Source organism: Streptomyces sp. DG1A-41 (assembly GCF_037055355.1).
GTDB lineage: Bacteria > Actinomycetota > Actinomycetes > Streptomycetales > Streptomycetaceae > Streptomyces.
The window spans coordinates 7679474-7696607 of record NZ_CP146350.1 but is presented as its reverse complement, the minus strand read 5'-3'; the positions used below and the strand labels follow the sequence as shown (position 1 = coordinate 7696607).

At 71.8% G+C, this 17134-nt stretch carries 20 protein-coding genes; 3 read left to right on the top strand and 17 right to left on the bottom strand.

Annotated elements, in window-relative coordinates; genetic code table 11:
* The 13 genes from V8690_RS35745 to V8690_RS35685 form a co-directional block, all read right to left on the bottom strand.
* Window positions 1–321, bottom strand: coding sequence for a gas vesicle protein K (locus tag V8690_RS35745; protein WP_338784197.1), 321 nt, complete (start codon window positions 319–321; stop codon window positions 1–3).
* Window positions 318–506 carry a gas vesicle protein gene (locus tag V8690_RS35740; protein WP_184588487.1) on the bottom strand — a complete coding sequence of 63 codons (189 nt, stop codon included), beginning with the start codon at window positions 504–506 and terminating at the stop codon, window positions 318–320. Before V8690_RS35740 ends, V8690_RS35745 begins: the two co-directional genes overlap by 4 nt.
* 16 nt (window positions 507–522) lie before the next feature.
* Window positions 523–1278: a GvpL/GvpF family gas vesicle protein gene (locus V8690_RS35735; protein WP_338784196.1), complete on the bottom strand. Its 756-nt coding sequence runs from the start codon at window positions 1276–1278 to the stop codon at window positions 523–525.
* Entirely contained in the window at window positions 1275–1613 is a 339-nt protein-coding gene (locus tag V8690_RS35730) for a gas vesicle protein (RefSeq protein ID WP_338784195.1), read from the bottom strand. The genes V8690_RS35735 and V8690_RS35730 overlap by 4 nt, the downstream gene beginning before the upstream one ends.
* The gene (locus tag V8690_RS35725; protein ID WP_338784194.1) at window positions 1610–2695 is read right to left on the bottom strand and encodes an SRPBCC family protein; all 1086 of its coding nucleotides are present in this window, start codon (window positions 2693–2695) and stop codon (window positions 1610–1612) included. Before V8690_RS35725 ends, V8690_RS35730 begins: the two co-directional genes overlap by 4 nt.
* The gene (locus V8690_RS35720) at window positions 2692–3321 is read right to left on the bottom strand and encodes a DNA primase (RefSeq protein ID WP_338784193.1); all 630 of its coding nucleotides are present in this window, start codon (window positions 3319–3321) and stop codon (window positions 2692–2694) included. The genes V8690_RS35725 and V8690_RS35720 overlap by 4 nt, the downstream gene beginning before the upstream one ends.
* Complete coding sequence (locus V8690_RS35715) at window positions 3318–3581, bottom strand: gas vesicle protein GvpG (RefSeq protein WP_338784192.1); 264 nt, start codon at window positions 3579–3581, stop codon at window positions 3318–3320. The genes V8690_RS35720 and V8690_RS35715 overlap by 4 nt, the downstream gene beginning before the upstream one ends.
* A gap of 4 nt (window positions 3582–3585) precedes the next feature.
* Entirely contained in the window at window positions 3586–4359 is a 774-nt protein-coding gene (locus tag V8690_RS35710) for a GvpL/GvpF family gas vesicle protein (protein ID WP_338784191.1), read from the bottom strand.
* The gene (locus tag V8690_RS35705; protein WP_338784189.1) at window positions 4356–4790 is read right to left on the bottom strand and encodes a gas vesicle structural protein GvpA; all 435 of its coding nucleotides are present in this window, start codon (window positions 4788–4790) and stop codon (window positions 4356–4358) included. The genes V8690_RS35710 and V8690_RS35705 overlap by 4 nt, the downstream gene beginning before the upstream one ends.
* A 45-nt stretch (window positions 4791–4835) precedes the next feature.
* The gene (locus V8690_RS35700; protein WP_338784188.1) at window positions 4836–5201 is read right to left on the bottom strand and encodes a gas vesicle protein; all 366 of its coding nucleotides are present in this window, start codon (window positions 5199–5201) and stop codon (window positions 4836–4838) included.
* 91 nt (window positions 5202–5292) lie between these two features.
* The gene (gene ligD, locus V8690_RS35695) at window positions 5293–6222 is read right to left on the bottom strand and encodes a non-homologous end-joining DNA ligase (protein ID WP_338784187.1); all 930 of its coding nucleotides are present in this window, start codon (window positions 6220–6222) and stop codon (window positions 5293–5295) included.
* Window positions 6219–8066, bottom strand: coding sequence for a transketolase (locus tag V8690_RS35690; RefSeq protein WP_338784186.1), 1848 nt, complete (start codon window positions 8064–8066; stop codon window positions 6219–6221). Before V8690_RS35690 ends, ligD begins: the two co-directional genes overlap by 4 nt.
* On the bottom strand, window positions 8063–10363 hold the full coding sequence (locus tag V8690_RS35685; RefSeq protein WP_338784185.1) for an FAD-dependent oxidoreductase: 2301 nt from the start codon (window positions 10361–10363) through the stop codon (window positions 8063–8065). The genes V8690_RS35690 and V8690_RS35685 overlap by 4 nt, the downstream gene beginning before the upstream one ends.
* A gap of 167 nt (window positions 10364–10530) precedes the next feature.
* On the opposite strand from V8690_RS35685, the gene V8690_RS35680 reads away from it, so the two are divergent.
* The gene (locus tag V8690_RS35680) at window positions 10531–11493 is read left to right on the top strand and encodes an LLM class F420-dependent oxidoreductase (RefSeq protein ID WP_338784184.1); all 963 of its coding nucleotides are present in this window, start codon (window positions 10531–10533) and stop codon (window positions 11491–11493) included.
* A 19-nt stretch (window positions 11494–11512) separates the two neighbouring features.
* Window positions 11513–12604 carry an enolase C-terminal domain-like protein gene (locus V8690_RS35675; protein WP_338784183.1) on the top strand — a complete coding sequence of 364 codons (1092 nt, stop codon included), beginning with the start codon at window positions 11513–11515 and terminating at the stop codon, window positions 12602–12604.
* Between the two features lie 57 nt (window positions 12605–12661).
* Here the strand turns inward: V8690_RS35675 and V8690_RS35670 are convergent, their stop codons facing one another.
* Both V8690_RS35670 and V8690_RS35665 read right to left on the bottom strand, forming a co-directional pair.
* The gene (locus tag V8690_RS35670; protein ID WP_338784182.1) at window positions 12662–13687 is read right to left on the bottom strand and encodes an SDR family oxidoreductase; all 1026 of its coding nucleotides are present in this window, start codon (window positions 13685–13687) and stop codon (window positions 12662–12664) included.
* A 6-nt stretch (window positions 13688–13693) separates the two neighbouring features.
* Complete coding sequence (locus tag V8690_RS35665; protein ID WP_338784181.1) at window positions 13694–14197, bottom strand: phage holin family protein; 504 nt, start codon at window positions 14195–14197, stop codon at window positions 13694–13696.
* 48 nt (window positions 14198–14245) lie between these two features.
* On the opposite strand from V8690_RS35665, the gene V8690_RS35660 reads away from it, so the two are divergent.
* Entirely contained in the window at window positions 14246–14593 is a 348-nt protein-coding gene (locus tag V8690_RS35660) for a glyoxalase/bleomycin resistance/dioxygenase family protein (RefSeq protein WP_059420053.1), read from the top strand.
* A gap of 17 nt (window positions 14594–14610) precedes the next feature.
* Here the strand turns inward: V8690_RS35660 and V8690_RS35655 are convergent, their stop codons facing one another.
* Window positions 14611–15171, bottom strand: coding sequence for a GNAT family protein (locus V8690_RS35655; RefSeq protein ID WP_338784180.1), 561 nt, complete (start codon window positions 15169–15171; stop codon window positions 14611–14613).
* Between the two features lie 44 nt (window positions 15172–15215).
* Window positions 15216–17000 (bottom strand): CocE/NonD family hydrolase, encoded by a 1785-nt coding sequence (locus V8690_RS35650; protein ID WP_338784179.1) that lies wholly within the window; start codon window positions 16998–17000, stop codon window positions 15216–15218.
* Window positions 17001–17134 lie beyond the last annotated feature (134 nt).

The following is a 17134-nucleotide window of genomic DNA, read 5'->3' as shown; positions in this document are numbered from 1 at the left end:
TTAGCCCCCGTCCCGGGGAAGCAGCGGTCCAAGCGGCCCGAGGTCCAGATTGAGGTCCTCGGGCCGCAGTCCGTAGCGGTCGCGCAGTTCCGCCATCCGCTCCTCCAGCAGCATCAGCGTGAGCCCGATCCGCTCCTCCTGCTCCTCGCTCAGATCCCCCACGTCGAACCGGCGCAGCGCCTGGCGCTCCATGAGCTGGCGCAGCAACTCCACCACCGTGAGCACGAGTTTGACCAGGTCGCGCTCGACGGTGTCGGGTTCCAGGTCCAGCCGGTTGCGGCGCGGCCGCGGATTCTGCGCGGACTGGTCGGACGACGTCACAGCAACTCCTCGAACGGGGAAGACACCTGAGCGTTCACCGAGCTGATGAGCGCGTTGAGGTCGATACGGACGAGGTCGACGTCGGCGATGCGGAGCGTGATGTCCCCCGTGATCACGACCCCGCCGGCGAGCAGCCGGTCGAGCAGGTCCACGAGGGCGACCTCACGGCGTTCCACTACGGTCACGGCTTCTCCCCGTCGGTCATGTGGTCTCCCCGGCGAACGAATAGGCCGCCCAGGGGCCGGTGAGTTCGACGCGCATTCCGGGCACCTCGTCCTTCGTGCGGTCCACCATTTCCACGAATTCCTCGGAATGCGCGCGCGGCACGAGATAGGCGGCGTTCAGCACGTTCCGCCCGGTCGCTTTGGAAAGCGCGGGGTTCTGCGGGGGATGCAGCCGGGAATCCTCCGCGAATGCGGAAAGTTTCTCGTGCAGTCGGCCCGCGAAGCTTTCCGCCTTCTGCCACATCTCCTCGTGCGACGTGGTCTGCATACGCCGCTGCCGCAGGTAGTCGCGGCCCGACGCGGCCTTCTGCGCGGGCCGGGCGCTCTCCTGCGGTTCGGACTCGGCGTACACCTTCACGCCCCACTCGACCCGGCCCTCCAGCCGGTCGAGGGTGCGCCGGAAGTCCTCTTCGCGGGCCTCGATCATCGTCCGTACGCCGCTGTCGTCCCGGAAGACGGTGCCGAGCCGCAGCGGCAGCGGGGTCGTGACGGTGGTGAGCGCGTCGATCACGCCCTGGTGGGCGCGGGCGGTCTCGGTGAGCCAGTCGAGGTCCTCCAGATGGGCGCGGAGCGGTTCCTCCGCGAAGTCCCGCTCCGGTACGTGGCTGACCACGGCGACGAGGCCGTGGTGGTTCAGCGCTCTGGGCGGATCGCCCGCCACCCCCGTCAACTGGGACTGGAGCGGCGTGCCGAAGGGGCGGCAGACGGCGTAGACGTACCGCAGTCCGGTCACGGTGCCTCCTTCTTCTGCGCGCGGGCGGGCACCAGTTCCTCCAGCCGGGCCAGCCTCTCGCGCAACTCAGCGTTCTCACGGGTCAGTTCATCACGGCGGGCCCGCGAACTCAGTGCCGGGTCGGTCTCCCACCAGTCGATGCCCATCTCCTTCGCCTTGTCCACCGAGGCGACGATCAAACGCAGCTTGATGGTGAGGAGTTCGATGTCGAGCAGGTTGATGCGGATGTCGCCCGCGATGACGATGCCCTTGTCGAGTACCCGTTCCAGGATGTCGGCGAGGTTGGCGCCGCTCCCGTGGCCGTAGGGGTCGGGCATCCTGCTGGGCGTCGTCATCGCCGGCTCCCGCCTTCGGCGTACTCGTCCTCGTACTCGTCGGCCTCGTCTTCCTCGTATTCCCCTTCAGCCTCTTCCTCGGGCTCCTCCTCGTCTTCGGCCTCCTCGTCGTACCCGGCCTCGGCTTCGTTCTCGCCATCCTCTTCCGGCTCCTCCTCGTCGTACTCGTCCTCGGGCTCCTCGCCTTCGGGGCGCTCCTCCTCGGACTCCTCCTCGGCGAGCGCGTCCTCGTGGCTGCGGACGACCTTGCCGTCGCGGATCTCGCCGCGCCAGCCGTCGTCCGCTTCGCCCTTGATCGTGATGAAGCGGACGAAGTTCTTCAGGTCGAGCCGGGCGCGGCGGCCCTGGGCGCGCCAGAGGTTGCCGGTCTTCTCGAAGAGGCCCGACGGCTGGTACTCGATGACCAGCAGGACACGCGTGAGGTCGTCGGCGAGCCGGTGGAAGGAGACGACGCCCTTGGTCGTGCCCTTGGCGCCCTCCGACGTCCAGGCGATGCGGTGGTCCGGCACCTGCTCGGTCGTCTTCGCCTTCCAGCTGCGCCTGGACCAGAAGACCTTCAGCTGCCAGTCGGAGTGGGTGTCGTCCTCGCGGTCGGCGCTCTTGACGCCCTTCGCGAAGGTGCTGAACTCCTGGTACTGCGTCCACTGGTCGTACGCGGTGCGCACGGGCACGCCGACGTCGATGTGCTCGATGATGACGGTCGGCTTGCGGCCTGGCTTCTTGCCCTTGCCCTTGCCACCGCCGGGGTTCTTCACCGCGTCGGCCACTTTGTTCCTGGCGCGCGAGGTGCCGGTCTCCAGGGCGGCGCGCACGGGTCCCTTGCCCTCGGCGAGCTTGCGCCCGCCTTCGAGGGCGAGCTGGGCGAAGCCGGGGCTCCTGCCCTCGGCGATGTCGTTGAGTCTGACGGTGGTCTCGCCGAGTTTGCGGCCCACGCCGGTCAGCATGCGGGTGGCCTGGGCGGCGAGGTACTCCTGCACCTCGACCTTCAGCCGGTCGGCGGCCTCGCCGCGGGCCACCTCGGTGAACGGCTTCTTCGTCGCTCCGCTTGCGGCGGAGGTCGCTGATCCGAGGGTGTCGGTCATCCCTCACCGCCTCCCTTCGGCAGCCGGGCCCGGGAGCTGCCGCCCCTGTTCCCGGCGGAGGTCGCCTTCTTCGCGGCCGTGGTCTTCTTCGCCGCCGCCTTCCGGCTCGCCGTCTTCTTGGCGGGGGCCTTCTTGGCGGGGGCCTTCTTGGCGGGGGCCTTCCGGGCGGGGGCCTTCTTCGCCGTCTTCTTCGCGGGTGCCTTCTTGGCCGGTGCCTTCTTCGCCGCCTGCTTCGGGGACGGCTCCGGCTCCCCCTCCGGCCCGGAGTCCTCGGGCTCCTCGTCCTCGGCGTCGCCTCCGCCGGGCACCACGCCCGCCAGCTGGTCGCGCACCTGAGCCGTACGGCCGTGCAGCCGGGCGGCGAAGGCGTCGAGCTGCCGCTCGACCATGGCACCGGGGGCCGCCTTGCCGACACCTCGCAGGTCCTGCCGCAGCTGGTCCCCGATCTCCTTGAACTGCGGGTTGTTCCGCAGCTGCTGCTGGACCAGGTCCGCGACCATGCGCGGGCTCAGGTTCATCCGCTTCCCGACCACCAGGCCGCCGACGGCCACCGCCATCTTCAGTTTCTTGGTCCGTCCCAGGAGGTATCCGGCCCCCACGGCAAGACCCAGTCCCACTCGGTTCATTGTGTCGTCCCGTTGCCCGTTCCCGCGCTCCCGCGCGAAGCGATCTCCAACCGGTCGAGGAGTTCGTCCTCGATGCGGTCGAACTCTTCGTCCGTGATCTCACCGGCCTCCAACTGCTCCTCAAGCCGGGACAGTTCGGCCCGGATCGTGGCGGGGTCGTAATAGATCCGCTCGGCTTCCTGGAGCACCTGTCTGATGGCCCAGGCGCTGCCGCGCACCGGTGCGAACGGCAGCAGCAGCACCTCCGAGATCAGGCCCACGTCGTCACCCCGCTCCGGTGTCCGTGCCGCTCGCCACGGTGCCCGCCGGCTCGGTCGGGCCGGGCTCGACGAAGCTGTACGGCGGCAGCGGTCCGTTGACCCGCACCTCCAGGTGCGGCAGTTCCTTGCGGGCCTCTTCCACGGCCGTCAGGAAGTTCTCGGCCGACTCCCGGTCCACCAGGAACGACACGTTGGCCAGCCAGCCGGTGGACTCGGGGCCCACGCTCACGGCCTCGGCGGACGGTTCCAGGACGCGCTGGAGTGCGGCGGCGTCCTCGGCCTCCCGGGCCTTGACCGCGGCCGCGACCATCTCGCCGAGCCGGATCTTGTCGTCGTAACTGCCGCCGCCGGCCTGCCGGTTGGTCTCCGCGAGAGATCGGATGTCCGGGCTCTCGGCCATCACCTGGTGCAGGACGGCCTCTTCGACGTGGTTGGCCTTGACGTTGTACTCGACCCGGCCGTCCAGGGCCCGCAGGCGCTCCTTGTAGTGCTCGGCGCGCTCGGCGAGGACCGCGGTAATCGAGTTGTCGTCCGGGGCGACGCTGCCGAACCGCATGGGCAGCACACAGCCGGCCGCGCCCGTCTCGCTCAGCACGTTCTGGTGGGCGAGCAAATCCTTGCGCTTGGGCCGCAGCCCTTCGGGCGCCTCACTGACGACGGCCGCCAGTTCGCCCTCGCGCAGGATGCGCACCGGGCGTGGCGGGTCGCCGACGCCGCCCATGCCCTCGGGGAGCCCGGGGTGCGAACTCGCCGCGACGCCGTAGACGTAGGTGCTCACTCCTGCTCCTCCTTCCGGCGGGCGGACGTGCTCTTGCGGGCCCGGGGACGGGACTCGGTCTCCTGCTCGGAGCCTTCGGAACGCGCCTGCTTGAAGGCGTCGGAGATGGTTTCGGCGGCGCCGGACAGCGCCCCCTTGGACTTGCCGCGCGCACCGGACTCGGTCATCTCCCCGACCAGGTCGGGCAGGCCCGGGTCCTTGCGCGGCCCGGCCTCCAGGTCGAGCCGGTTACACGCCTCGGCGAAGCGCAGATAAGTATCGACGCTGGCGACGACGACGCGAACGTCGATCTTGAGGATCTCTATGCCGACCAGGGAGACTCGCACGAATGCGTCGATGACGAGCCCCCTGTCCAGAACAAGTTCAAGCACGTCGTAGAGACCGCTGCTGCCGCCTCCGCCGCTGGTCTGCTGTGCCGGTACGACTGTCATGCCGGAGGTCCCTCCTTGTCTGTGGGTGCGGGTCCGGTCGGGCTTCTAGTGACCGCTCCTTCGCGGGTCGGACCGCCCCCGCTCGTAACGGCGGACGCGGCGATAACCCGTGAGCTGCCCTTGGCCGTCGAGCTCCACCTGATAGCTCGCCAGCAGGCTCATCGTGTCGGGCACGCGCTCGAGTTCGAGGACCTCGACCTCCAGAGCCCAGCCGTGCTCGGTCTGCTCGAAGGACGACACGGACTCGGCGGTCATGCCGGTGAGCTCCTCGAGTTGGCCGCGCGCCTGGCGCAGCACCTCCATGGGGCTCGGCCGGTCGTCGACCGTGTTGTCAGTCGGTTTGCGTGAATTCTGAGATTTTTGAGCCTTTTGTGAATCTTGTGACTCTTGCGGGTATTTTGCGTTGGACATGACCACCTCCCCCTTCGTGTGGCCGCAAGAGTGTTCACCAAACCTCTATGGGCGCATGCATCAGCCACCCGCCGGGGAACGCGGGTGTGGCTCAGCCGCGCAGGGCGTTCAGCCGCCGCCGGGCCGGTCCCAGTGCCCGGCCGCGGTTCAGCAGGCCCGACCAGGGGTTGGTGCGGGCCTGCTCCACGGCGTCGGCGATGGTCCAGCGGCGGGCGTGCAGCTCGGGGTCGTCCAGTTGCTCCCAGGTGATGGGAGTGGCCACCGGCGCGCCCGGCCGGGGCCGGACCGTGAACGGCGCGACGGCGGTCTGCGCGTAGGCGTTGCGCTGCACGTCGAGGTAGAGCCGCTCACCGCGGTCCTTCTTGCGGGCGGCGGTGGTGAGCCGGTCCGGGTGGGCGTCGGCGAGGGTGTCGGCGACGTCCCGGGCGAAGGAGCGCACCTCGTCGAAGTCGTTCCGGCCGTTCAACGGCACGATCACGTGCAGCCCCCGCGATCCGGTCGTCATCAGCGCCGAGGGCAGCTGAAGCTCGTCCAGCAGCTCCCCCAGCAGCCGGGCGGCCTCCCGTACGGCGTCGAAGTCCTCCCCCGCCGGGTCGAGGTCGAAGACCAGCCGGTCGGGGTGGTCGACGCTGTCGGCGCGGGAAAGCCAGCGGTGCAGGGTGATGCTGGCCTGGTCGGCCAGATAGAGGAGGGTCGCGCTGTGGTCGCAGACGACGTGGCGGACGGTGCCGCCCTCCTTGGCCACCTCGACACGGGTGATCCACTCCGGATAGCTCTCCGGGGTGTTCTTCTGCATGAACCGCGGGCCGTCGAGCCCGTCCGGGTGCCGCTCCAGCATCAGCGGACGGCCGCGCAGGTGCGGCAGCATGAAGGGCGCGACGGCCCGGTGGTAGTCCACCAGGTCGCCCTTGGTGTACTCCTTGGCGTCGCCGCCGCCGGGGAAGAGCACCTTGTCCGGGCGGTGGACCTCCACGGTGCGGCGGCCCGCCCGCACCCGGCGCGTGCCGTCGCCGCCGCTCACGGCACGACCGCCTCCTCCACCAGCAGCCGCCCGGCCGCCGCGATGGACTCGGCGTCGATGCCGGCGGCGTGCAGCTGCTCCTGCGGGGACGCCGAGCCGGGCATGCTCCGCACGGCCAGCCGTACCAGGCGCGGTACGGGGCGTCCGTCGGCGAAGGCCTCCAGGACCGCGTCTCCGATGCCGCCCTCCGGGTGGTGGTCCTCCACGGTCACCAGGCAGCCGGTCTCCTCGGCGGCCCGGCGCAGGGTTGCCCGGTCGACGGGCTTCACCGAGTACAGGTCGATCACCCGCGCCTGGATGCCTTCCCCCTCCAGGGCGTCGGCGGCGGCCAGCGCCCCGTGCACCGTGACGCCGGCCGCTACGAGGGTCAGCCGGTCGCGGTCGGAGGAGCGCAGCACCTTGCTCCCGCCGACCGGGAACTCCTCGTCCGGACCGTAGATCACCGGGCTCTCGCCACGCGAGGTGCGCAGGTAGCGGACGCCCTCCAGGCCGGCCATCGCGCCGACGAGCCGCGCGGTCTGGTTGGCGTCACAGGGGTACAGCACGGTCGAGCCGTGCACCGCCCGCATCATCGCCAGATCCTCCAGGCCCATCTGGCTGGGCCCGTCCTGGCCGATGGCGACGCCCGCGTGCGAGCCGACGAGATTGATGCCGGAGCCGCTGACGGACGCCATCCGGACGAAGTCGTAGGCCCGGGTCAGGAAGGCCGCGAAGGTGGCGGCGTACGGCACCCAGCCGCGGGCCGCGAGCCCGACCGCCGAGGCGACCAGCTGCTGCTCGGCGATGTAGCACTCGAAGTAGCGGTCGGGGTGCTCCTTGGCGAAGAACTCGGCGCGGGTCGAGTCGCCGACCTCGCCGTCGAGGGCGACGATGTCGCCGCGGCCGGTGCCGAGCGCGGCCAGCGCCTGCCCGAAGGCGTTGCGGGTGGCGACCTCCTCGCCCTTCTCCCAGGTCGGGACCTCGAAGTTCCCGGTGTGGACGGAGTGCAGCATGCGGGCGGCGGGCGGCTCCTGCACCCGGACGCGGATGTCGCGCGGGCCGCCGAGTTCGGCGATCGCCTCGTCGGCCTCGGGCAGCGGCTTGCCGTGCAGGCCCTCGCGGTCCTGGACACCTTCGACGCCCTTTCCCTTCAGCGTGCGGGCGAGGATCGCGGTGGGCTGGCCCTTGGTGGACAGTGCCTCTCCGTAGGCGCGGTCGATCGCGTCCACGTCGTGCCCGTCGACCTCGACGGTGTGCCAGTCGAAGGCCTGGAAGCGGCGGGCGTAGGCGTCCAGGTCGTGGCCGTGCCGGGTCGGGCCGCGCTGGCCGAGCCGGTTGACGTCGACGATCACGGTGAGGTTGTCCAGGTGCTCGTACCCGGCGTGCTCGGCGGCCTCCCACACGGATCCCTCCGCCAGTTCGCTGTCGCCGCACAGCACCCACACGCGGTAGCCGGTGCGGTCCAGCCGCTTGCCCGCGAGCGCGATGCCGACGCCGACCGGCAGGCCCTGCCCGAGCGAGCCGGTGGCCGTCTCGACCCACGGCAGACGCTGGGGTGTGGGGTGCCCTTCGAGGCGGCTGCCCAGCTTGCGGAACGTGAGCAGTTCCTCGTCGTCGATGGCGCCGGCCGCCTTGTACGCGGAGTACAGCAGCGGCGAGGCGTGTCCCTTGGAGAGGACGAAGCGGTCGTTGCCGGGGTGCGCGGGGCGGTCGAAGTCGTAGCGGAAGTGGCGTGCGAGCAGGACGGCCATCAGGTCCGCTGCGGACATGGAGGACGTCGGGTGCCCGGAGCCCGCGGCGGCGGCAGCGCGGACGCTGTCCACGCGCAGCTGCTGTCCGAGGTCGGTGAGTTCACCGGTGTTCATGAGTCTCCTTTCACGGAGTCGTCCGGGGCGTCGGATCGCTTGACGGGGCCGGGGGCGGTGTCGGGGCCCGGGGGTGGCTGGCCGGGCGGGGGCTGTGGGGTGGCATCGGTCTGGTTCTTGGCGGACTCGCCACCGGGCTGCCCCTTCGCGGGCTCACCACCAGGCTGACTCCTGGCCGGCTCACCGCCCGGCTGCCCCTTCGCAGGCTCACCACCAGGCTGACTCCTGGCCAGCTCACCGCCCGGCTGCCCCTTCGCAGGCTCACCACCAGGCTGACTCCTGGCCAGCTCACCGCCCGGCTGCCCCTTCGCAGGCTCACCACCAGGCTGACTCCTGGCCAGCTCACCGCCCGGCTGCCCCTTCGCAGGCTCACCACCAGGCTGACTCCTGGCCGGCTCACCGCCCGGCTGCCCCTTCGCAGGCTCACCACCAGGCTGACTCCTGGCCGGCTCACCACCGGGCTGACTCCTGGTCGGCCCACCCGGCGCTCCCTTCGTGGGCTCACCCCTGGGCTGGTTACTGGCAGGCTCACCCGGCGGTCCCTTCGCGGGCTCGTCACCGACGGGTCCCTTGGCAGGCTTGTCAGTGGGCCGGCTCCTGGTCGGCTCGCCGCCCGGTCGGCCCTTGGCCAGTTCCTCCTCCGACCGGCGCTGCGCGGACCCGGATCCGGGCCGGTCCTGCGTCACCCCGGATCCGGGCTGCCCCTTCGCGGACCCACCACCGACCGGCCCCTTGGCAGGCTCGTCGGAAGGCCAGTTCCTGGCCGGCTCGCCACCGGGGCGGCCCTTGGCCAGCTCCTCCTCCGACCGGCGCTGCGCGGACCCGGATCCGGGCCGGTCCTGTGCCGCCCCGGATCCGGGCTGCCCCTTCGCGGGTTCGTCTCCGGCCCGGCCCTGCCCGGGTCCGGCACCGGTCCCCCCGTCGTGCGTGTCGGCCGCGATCGCCGCCCCAGGCCCCGACCGGGCGCTCGTCTCCTGCCCCTGCTCCGGCCCGCCGGGCACCCGGGCCAGCTCCGGTGAGGACGTGTCCAGCGGCACGGACCAGGACCGGACGAGCCCCAACTGCACGGCCTGGCGCGGCAGTACCGCGTCCAGCAGCCAGTCGGCGGCGACCCGGACGCGGTTGCCGGGCATCGCGGCGAGGTGGTAGCCCCGCGTCACCGCACCCGCCGGTACTCCGGACAGGGGCACGCCGAACGGGTTGGCGGCGGCCTTCGCACCGCCCAGGTCGACGACGAAGCCCAGGTCGCGATGGCGGTAGGGCTTGCGCGCGCCGCCGAGGCCGAGCGAGGCGGCGACGTTCTCCGCCGCGACCTTGCCGTGCCGCCAGGCGTGCTGCGCGGTCATCGGCGTGTAGCTCCCCGGCTTTTCCAGGTCCGGCACTGCGGCCACGTCACCGCAGGCGAACAGCTCGGGCCGGCCCGGCACCTGAAGGTGCGGGTCGACGAGCAGCCGCCCCTTCTCCATGGGCAGCCCGAGGGACTCGACCAGCGGGTCGGGCCGCACGCCCACGCACCACACGAGCGTCCGGGTCTCGACGAACTCGCCGTCGGTCAGCACCACCCCGTCGGACGTCGCCTCCTTCACGGAGGTGCCCATCCGCACGTCCACACCCCGCTGCCGCAGCACCCGGTCGGCGGTGGTGGACAGCTTCTCGTCCATCTCGGGCAGCACCCGCGGCGCGACGTCCAGCAGCATCCAGCGCGGCCGCATGCCCTGCCGCAGCGGGTGCTTGCGGACCTGCGCGTCGGTGAACATCTGCCCGTGCGCGGCGACCTCGGTGCCGGTGTATCCGGCGCCGACCACGACGAAGGTGCACCGGGCGGCACACGACTTGGAGTCGTCGGCGGCGGCCGCGAGCTCCACCTGCCGGGTCACGTGGTCGCGCAGGTACAGCGCCTCCGGCAGCCCCCGGAAGCCGTGCGCGTACTCGGCGACGCCGGGGATCGGCAGCAGCTTGTTGACGCTGCCGGCGGCGAGCACCAGCCGGTCGTAGGCGAGCGTGCCGCCGTCGCCCTCGGGCCCGGTGTAGTGCAGGGTCTGTCCGTCGAGGTCGATCCGGTCGGCCTCGCCCAGCACGAGCCGTACGTCCGGCAGCGTGTCCGAGAGGGAGACCGTGACCCGGCGCGGCTCCAGGACGCCGGCGGCGACCTGGGGCAGCAGGGGCAGATACAGGAAGTAGTCGGTCGGGTTCAGCACAGTGATGTGCGCCCGGCCCCGGGTGATCCGGGACAGGGTGCGGGCCGTGCGGTACCCGGCGAAGCCGGCACCGACGATCACGATGCGGGGTCGACTCACGGTTCGCCTCCGGCGCTGTCGCGTAGCTCGGGAGCCTTCCGCGTCCCCCTGGCCAGGGCAACCAAACGTCCGCCGGGGCCCTCTCGCCCGTACGCCGCCGGTTTCCGGACCGGGGCCCGGGTACCCGGTGCGGGATACGGACCGCCGATGTCGCGGAGGCACTCCCCATGCCCGAGTACGGTTACTTCCTCTCGTGCGAGCAGTACGGACCCGCCGAGTTGATCGAGCAGGCGCGGATGGCCGAACAGGCTGGATTCCAGGCGCTGTGGATCTCGGACCACTACCACCCGTGGAACGACGAGCAGGGCCAGAGCCCGTTCGTGTGGTCGGTGATCGGCGCACTGTCGGAGGCGGTGTCCCTGCCGGTCGAAACGGCGGTGACCTGCCCGACCGTGCGGATGCACCCGGCGGTGGTGGCGCAGGCCGCGGCGACCAGCGCGGTGATGACGGACAACCGCTTCCGGCTCGGTGTCGGCTCCGGCGAGGCGCTCAACGAGCACATCCTGGGTGACCACTGGCCGCCTGCCTACGTCCGTCTGGACATGCTGGAGGAGGCCATCCAGGTGATGCGCCGGCTGTTCACCGGCGAAGAGGTCAACCACCACGGCCCGCACTACACGGTGGAGAACGCCCGCCTCTACACGGTCCCGGACGAGCCGATCCCGATCGACATCTCCGGCTTCGGCCCGGCGGCCACGCAGCTCGCGTCCCGCGTCGGCGACGGCTACATCACCATCCAGCCGGACGAGACGATGGTGGAGCAGTACCGCAAGGGCGGAGGCGGCGGAAAGCTCGTCAGCGGCGGCACCAAGGTCTGCTACGACACCGACCACGACGAGGCCGTGAAGACCGTCCACCGGCTCTGGGCGAACGAGCAGCTGCCCGGCGAGCTGGGCCAGGTGCTGCCCTCCCCGAAGCACTTCGAGCAGGCGCAGCAGCTGGTCACCGAGGACATGGTGCGGGAGAACCGGGTGTGCGGCGACGACGTGGACGAGCACGTGGCCGAGCTGAAGCAGTTCGCCGACGCGGGCTTCGACCGGGTCTACGTCAACCAGATCGGCCCGGACCTGCGCGGCTTCTTCGACTTCTACCGCACGAAGGTGCTGCCGCAGCTCCAGCAGGCCGTCTGACGGAAGGCCGGGCCACCCGATGGAACTCCACCGCCCCGTCGTGTCCGTGTACACGGTGCCGACGGACGCTCCCGAGGCGGACGGCACGCTGGCCTGGGACGCCACGACCCTGGTGATCTGCGAGGTGACGGCGGGCGACGCGACCGGCACGGGCTGGACGTACGGCCCGGTGCCGGTCGGCGACTTCCTCACCGCCGAACTCGCCCCGCTGGTCGAGGGCATGAGCGCCCTGGACATCCCGGCCGTGCACGACGCGATGTGCCGCTCGGTGCGCAACGCGGGCCGCCCGGGCATCGCGTCCTGTGCGATCTCGGCCCTGGACATCGCCCTGTGGGACCTCAAGGCCCGGCTGCTGGAACTCCCCCTGGCCCGGCTGCTGGGGGTCCGGCACGAGCGGGTGCCGGTGTACGGCAGCGGGGGCTTCACGACGTACCACGACACGCATCTGGCCGCACAGCTGAACGGCTGGGTGCACGGGCAGCACATCCCGCGCGTCAAGATCAAGATCGGTGAGGGGTGGGGCCGCGAGGTGGCCCGCGACCTGCACCGCGTCCGGGCGGCACGACATGTCATCGGCCCGGACGCGGAGTTGTACGTCGACGCCAACGGCGCCTACACCCGCAAGCAGGCGGTGCGTGTCGGCCACGTCCTCGCCGAGCACGGCGTGGGCTGGTTCGAGGAGCCGGTGTCCTCGGACGACCTGACGGGTCTCAGGCTGGTCCGGGACGCGGTGGTGTGCGACGTGACCGCCGGGGAGTACGGGTTCGACCTGCCCTACTTCGCCCGGATGATCACGGCCGGGTCAGTCGACTGCCTCCAGATCGACGCGACGCGCTGCGGCGGCCTGACGGAGTTCCTGCGCGCGGCCGCCCTGGCCCAGGCCCACGGCCTGGAGGTCTCCGCGCACTGCGCCCCGCACGCCCACGCGGCGGCGGCCGCCTCGCTCCCCAACCTCCGGCACATCGAGTGGTTCCACGACCACGTCCGCATCGAGGACCTGTTCTTCGACGGCGCCCTGGACCCCACGGGCGGTACGGTCCACCCGACCCAGGGCGTGGGCCACGGGCTCACCCTGCGCACGCAGGAGGTGGCGGAGTACCGGGTCGCCTAGAGCCGCCGGTATGCCGACCCGGTAACCCGGTATGTCGACCCGGTATGTCGACTGCGCCTACCGGCGTGCCTGCCCGGCCAGTTTGCGTGCGGCCAGGACCCCCGCCCCCACGGTCAGGGCCGCGCCCATCCGCCGCCGGTTCCGTGAGATCCACTGCTGCGGGCTGTCGTGCACGGCCTCGTCGTCGAACCGCCCGTGTGCGCCGAAGTCGTGGCCGTGCGGCCCGTCCGCCGGGGCCCACAGGTTGGCCGGTCCGCCGTGCCGGTCCCCCTCCTGCTGCGACGAGAAGCCCGTGCGCGCCAGATAGCGCTCCAGCAGCCCGGGGACGACGGCGTTGGCGATGAGCGTGGCGGCCGTGGAGGCGCCCACCCAGTACTCCCTGCGCCCCGCGTGCGACGCCGCGTACACGATCGCCCTGGCCGCGATCTCCGGCTGGTACACGGGCGCGACCGGCCGGGCCCGGCCCCGCATGCGGTTCAGCACCCAGTCGAACTGCGGGGTGTTGAGGCCCGGCAGCTGCACCATCGTCGTGCGCACCCCGCTGCGCTCGTGCAACAGCTCGCAGCGCAGGGACTCGTTGAACCCCTGGATGGCGTGCTTGGCCCCGCAGTACGCCGACTGGAGCGGGATGCCCCGGTAGGCGAGCGCGGAGCCGACCTGCACGACCGTGCCGCGGTCGCGCGGCAGCATGTGGCGCAGGGCCGCCCGGGTGCCGAACACATAGCCCAGGTAGGTCACTTCGGTCACGCGGCGGAACTCGTCCGGTCCGATCTCCGTGAACGGCGCGAAGACCCCGGTGAAGGCGTTGTTGACCCAGACGTCGATGGGGCCGAACGTGTCGACGACCCGCTGGGCGGCGTCGTCGACGGCCTTGGCGTCGGAGACGTCCACGCCGATGACGAGGGCCTCGCCCCCGGCGCGCCGCACGTCGTCGGCTGCGGCGGCGAGTCCCTCGCTCCCCCGGGCCAGCAGGGCGACGCGATCACCCCCGGCGGCGAAGGCCCGGGCCGTGGCCCGTCCCACGCCGCCGCTGGCCCCGGTCACCACGACGACGCGGCCGTGCGGTGTTTCTGTCGTGCGCACTGCGCATCACGCCCTGGGGGGAGGCATGTCGGGGCCGTCCGTCGGCCGCGGGGGCACCACGCCCGGGGCGGGCCCGCCGGCGGCGCCGGCGACCGGTCCGGCGGCGGGCGGGGCCGGCGGCACGGGCGGCACCCCGCCGGGCACCCCGGTGCCCGGGCCGGTGGTGCTCTCGTGTCCCGGCGTCGTACCGGCCGCGTGCGCCGGGCCCGGCCGGGACGCGGACGGCCGGGCCATGCCGCGCAGCACGTACGCCACGGCACCCAGGATCACGGCGGTGATCAGCGCGGCGGCCCAGTCGGGCAGGCCGAGGGCGAGGGCAAGTCCCACGGCGAGCGCGAGGGCCGCGCCCGCGTACAGGGCGAGGGCGCCGGACGCGGCGTACAGCGCGGCCTTGCGGCGCTGCCTGCGCGTCTGCTCGCGCAGTTCGTCCCGGACGGTCTCGCGCGCCACCTGTGCCAGCTCGTCGACCAGATGCTTGTCCAGATGCTCCAGGTGATCCAACGGCTTCATGCCCGGCCGGGTACCCTCGCCCCCCTGCGCGTAACTAGGCTCGTCCCCATGGAGATTCTGGGTGCCACACTGCGCGTCTGCGTCGACGACCTCGAGACCGCGATTCCCTTCTACGAGCGGCTGGCGGGCGGCAGAGCCCAGCGCTTCGAACGGGGCGGTGTCCAGGTGGCGGCGATCGGCTGCTTCCTGCTGATGAGCGGCCCCCCGGCCGAACTGGAGGTGCTGCGCAAGGTGGCCGCGACGATCGCCGTGACGGACGTCGAGGAGACCCACAAGGTGCTGACCGAGGTGGGCGCCCACATCATCGCGGGCCCCATCGCCTCCCCGGCGGGCCGCAACCTGATCGCCCTCCATCCGGACGGGTCGGTCTACGAGTACGTGGACCGCCAGGCGTGATCCCGGCCGGGGCCCGCTCAGCGCCGCCCCGGCTCCGCGATCATCTCAGCGGTGATCGCCCAGCGCTCGTGGTCGCGCCAGGCCCCGTCGACGAAGAGCATCTTCGGCGAGAAGCCCTCCAGGCGGAATCCGCAGCCGCGGGCCAGGGCGATCGACGCGGCGTTCAGGGGCTGGACGTTGATCTCCAGCCGGTGCAGCCGCATCGGGCCGAACGCGTACCGCACGACGAGGTCCAGCCCTTCGCGCATCAGCCCGCGCCCGGCGGCGTGCGCGAAGGCGCCGTAGCCCAGCGTCCCGGACTGGAAGCCGCCCTCGACGATGTTGTTGATGTTGATGAACCCGGCGATGGCCCCGTCGCCCTTCTCGCAGACCAGGAAGCCGGCCTTGGACGGGTCCTCGATCAGGCGGGCCGCGTACGCGGTGTACGCCGGTGCGCTGTCGGGCGGGAAGAGCCACGGCTGGTGCAGGTCCTTGCTCTCCCGGGCGCGGGCGGTGAACTCGGCACCGTCCTCGTAGGTGAAGTGGCGTATGCCCACCCGGGGGCCTTCGGCGAGGTAGCGGGATGCGTTGTGCGGCACCCCGCCACAGTAACCGCGCCGGCTGTCTGTCCCCAGCCGTACCGTCAGGGCCCCGCGACCGGCAGCTGGAGCATCCCGGTGTTCCCCGGCCCGCTGACCACCGTCACCGGCTTGATTCCCTTGTTGCCGAAGTACGCGTCGTCGCTCGCCGCGATCACGAACCGCAGCCGGTGCCCGGTCTCGTACCGGTGCACGATGCCGGGCAGCGTGACGGTGAAGCTCTTCGTCACGTCCGGCACCCGGACCGGCGCGACCAGGCGGCGCACCAGGGTACGGGTGCCGTCGGGGGCGACGTCGTAGATCTTGGCGAAGAGGACGAGCTTGTCGGCCGCGTCGCCGGAGTTCTGCGTGCGCTCGGCCTTCGGGGAGTGCACCTTGAGCGTGGCACGGGGTGCGCCCACGACGTCGAGGGGGCGGTCCAGCGGCTTGCTGGTCCAGTCGAGGTAGGTGCCCTTGGTGTCGCGTGGTGGTGAGTCCTGCGTCCCGATGAGTCCGGCCAGCGAGCTCTCCGAATGGCTCGTGGGGATCGGCCAGTTGGTGTAACCGCGAGTGCCGCGGGCCACCTTGTCGCGGCGGTCGACGAGTGTGCCGTCGCCGGACAGGTACAGCGTGCGGTTGAGGACGGGGAGGCGGTCGGCGGTGGCGTAGGTGTGGTGCGGGTCGGTCACCCAGTCGCGGTAGTAGGCGAAGGCCGGTCCCGTATCGACGTGCGTCTGCTTGCGCAGGTGGCGGTCGAACCAGGCGAGGACGCGCCGGCCCACGTAGCTGGTCTCCAGGTTGCCCTTGGACAGGTCGAGTTCACCGCTGGCCGGGCCGGTGACCCCGCCGCTGTGACCCCAGGACTGCCAGATCATCTTCACGGGCGTGCCCTGGGCCCGGAGCGTCCGGTACGTCGCCGTGGCCTCGTTGAGGTTGAAGAGGGTGTCGGCCTGCCCCTGGACCAGCAGGGTGGGCGTCTTGACGCGGTGCAGGTACGACACCGGGGAGACCCGGCGGGCGAAGGCGAGCAGCTCGGCGGTCCGGTCGGCGGGGTAGCTGCCGGAGTTGAGGGTGCGGATGGTCCGGCAGGCCTGGGTGACGAAGTGCAGGCAGGCCAGGGAGTTGATGCGGGAGGGGTCGAGGCCGGGCTGGAGCAGGGGCTGGCCTTCGCCGATGAGGTAGAAGCCGTTGGTCCACTGCCACTTGAAGACGCCGGGGACGCCGGCGCTGCCGACCGCGTTGTTGGGGTCCAGCGAGTAGGCCAGGTCGTGCCAGGTGATCATGGGGACGAGCGCGTCGAGGCGGTGGTCGACGGCGGCCGTGGCGAGCTGGACGGCGCCGCCGTAGGAGCCGCCGATCATGCCGACGCGTGGGTCGCCGGGGGCGTCGAGGGTGACGAAGTCGGCGGTGGTGCCGTCGTCGGCGGCGCGTTTGCCGCCCAGGAAGTCGACGAGCTGCGCGGCGGCGGCGCCGTCGAGGTCCGGGTCGTCGAGGGAGATGAGGCAGCCGCTGCGGCCGAAGCCGAGCCCGGAGTAGACGAGCGACACGTAGCCGCGCTGGGCGAAGGCCTTGCCGATGGTGTCCGTCGAACCGTCCGACTTGCTGCCGCCGAAGCCGTTCGTGCCGAGCACGGCGGGCGCCGGGTGGTCCCGGTCCACGCCCGCGGGACGGTACAGGTCGGCGTCGACCGTGCAGGAGCGCCCGGCGGCCTGGACGGTGAACTTCAGCGGGGTGACGGTGTAGGAGCCGGCGGCCGCGGCGGCGGGCGGGGTGAGGGCGAGGGGGCCCGCCAGGGCGGCGCCCAGAGCGAGAGCGAGGGGTGCGCGGGATCTGGGCACTCGTCGGGACACACGGACCTCCACGGTGAGGGGCGACGATGACCTGGGCAACCCGGATACCGACCAGTAGGTACAGGCTGGTAGTCATCGTGTGACACGTGTCAGGTGGCGTCAATCTCTGAGACGAGGGTTTCTCGACAGGATTT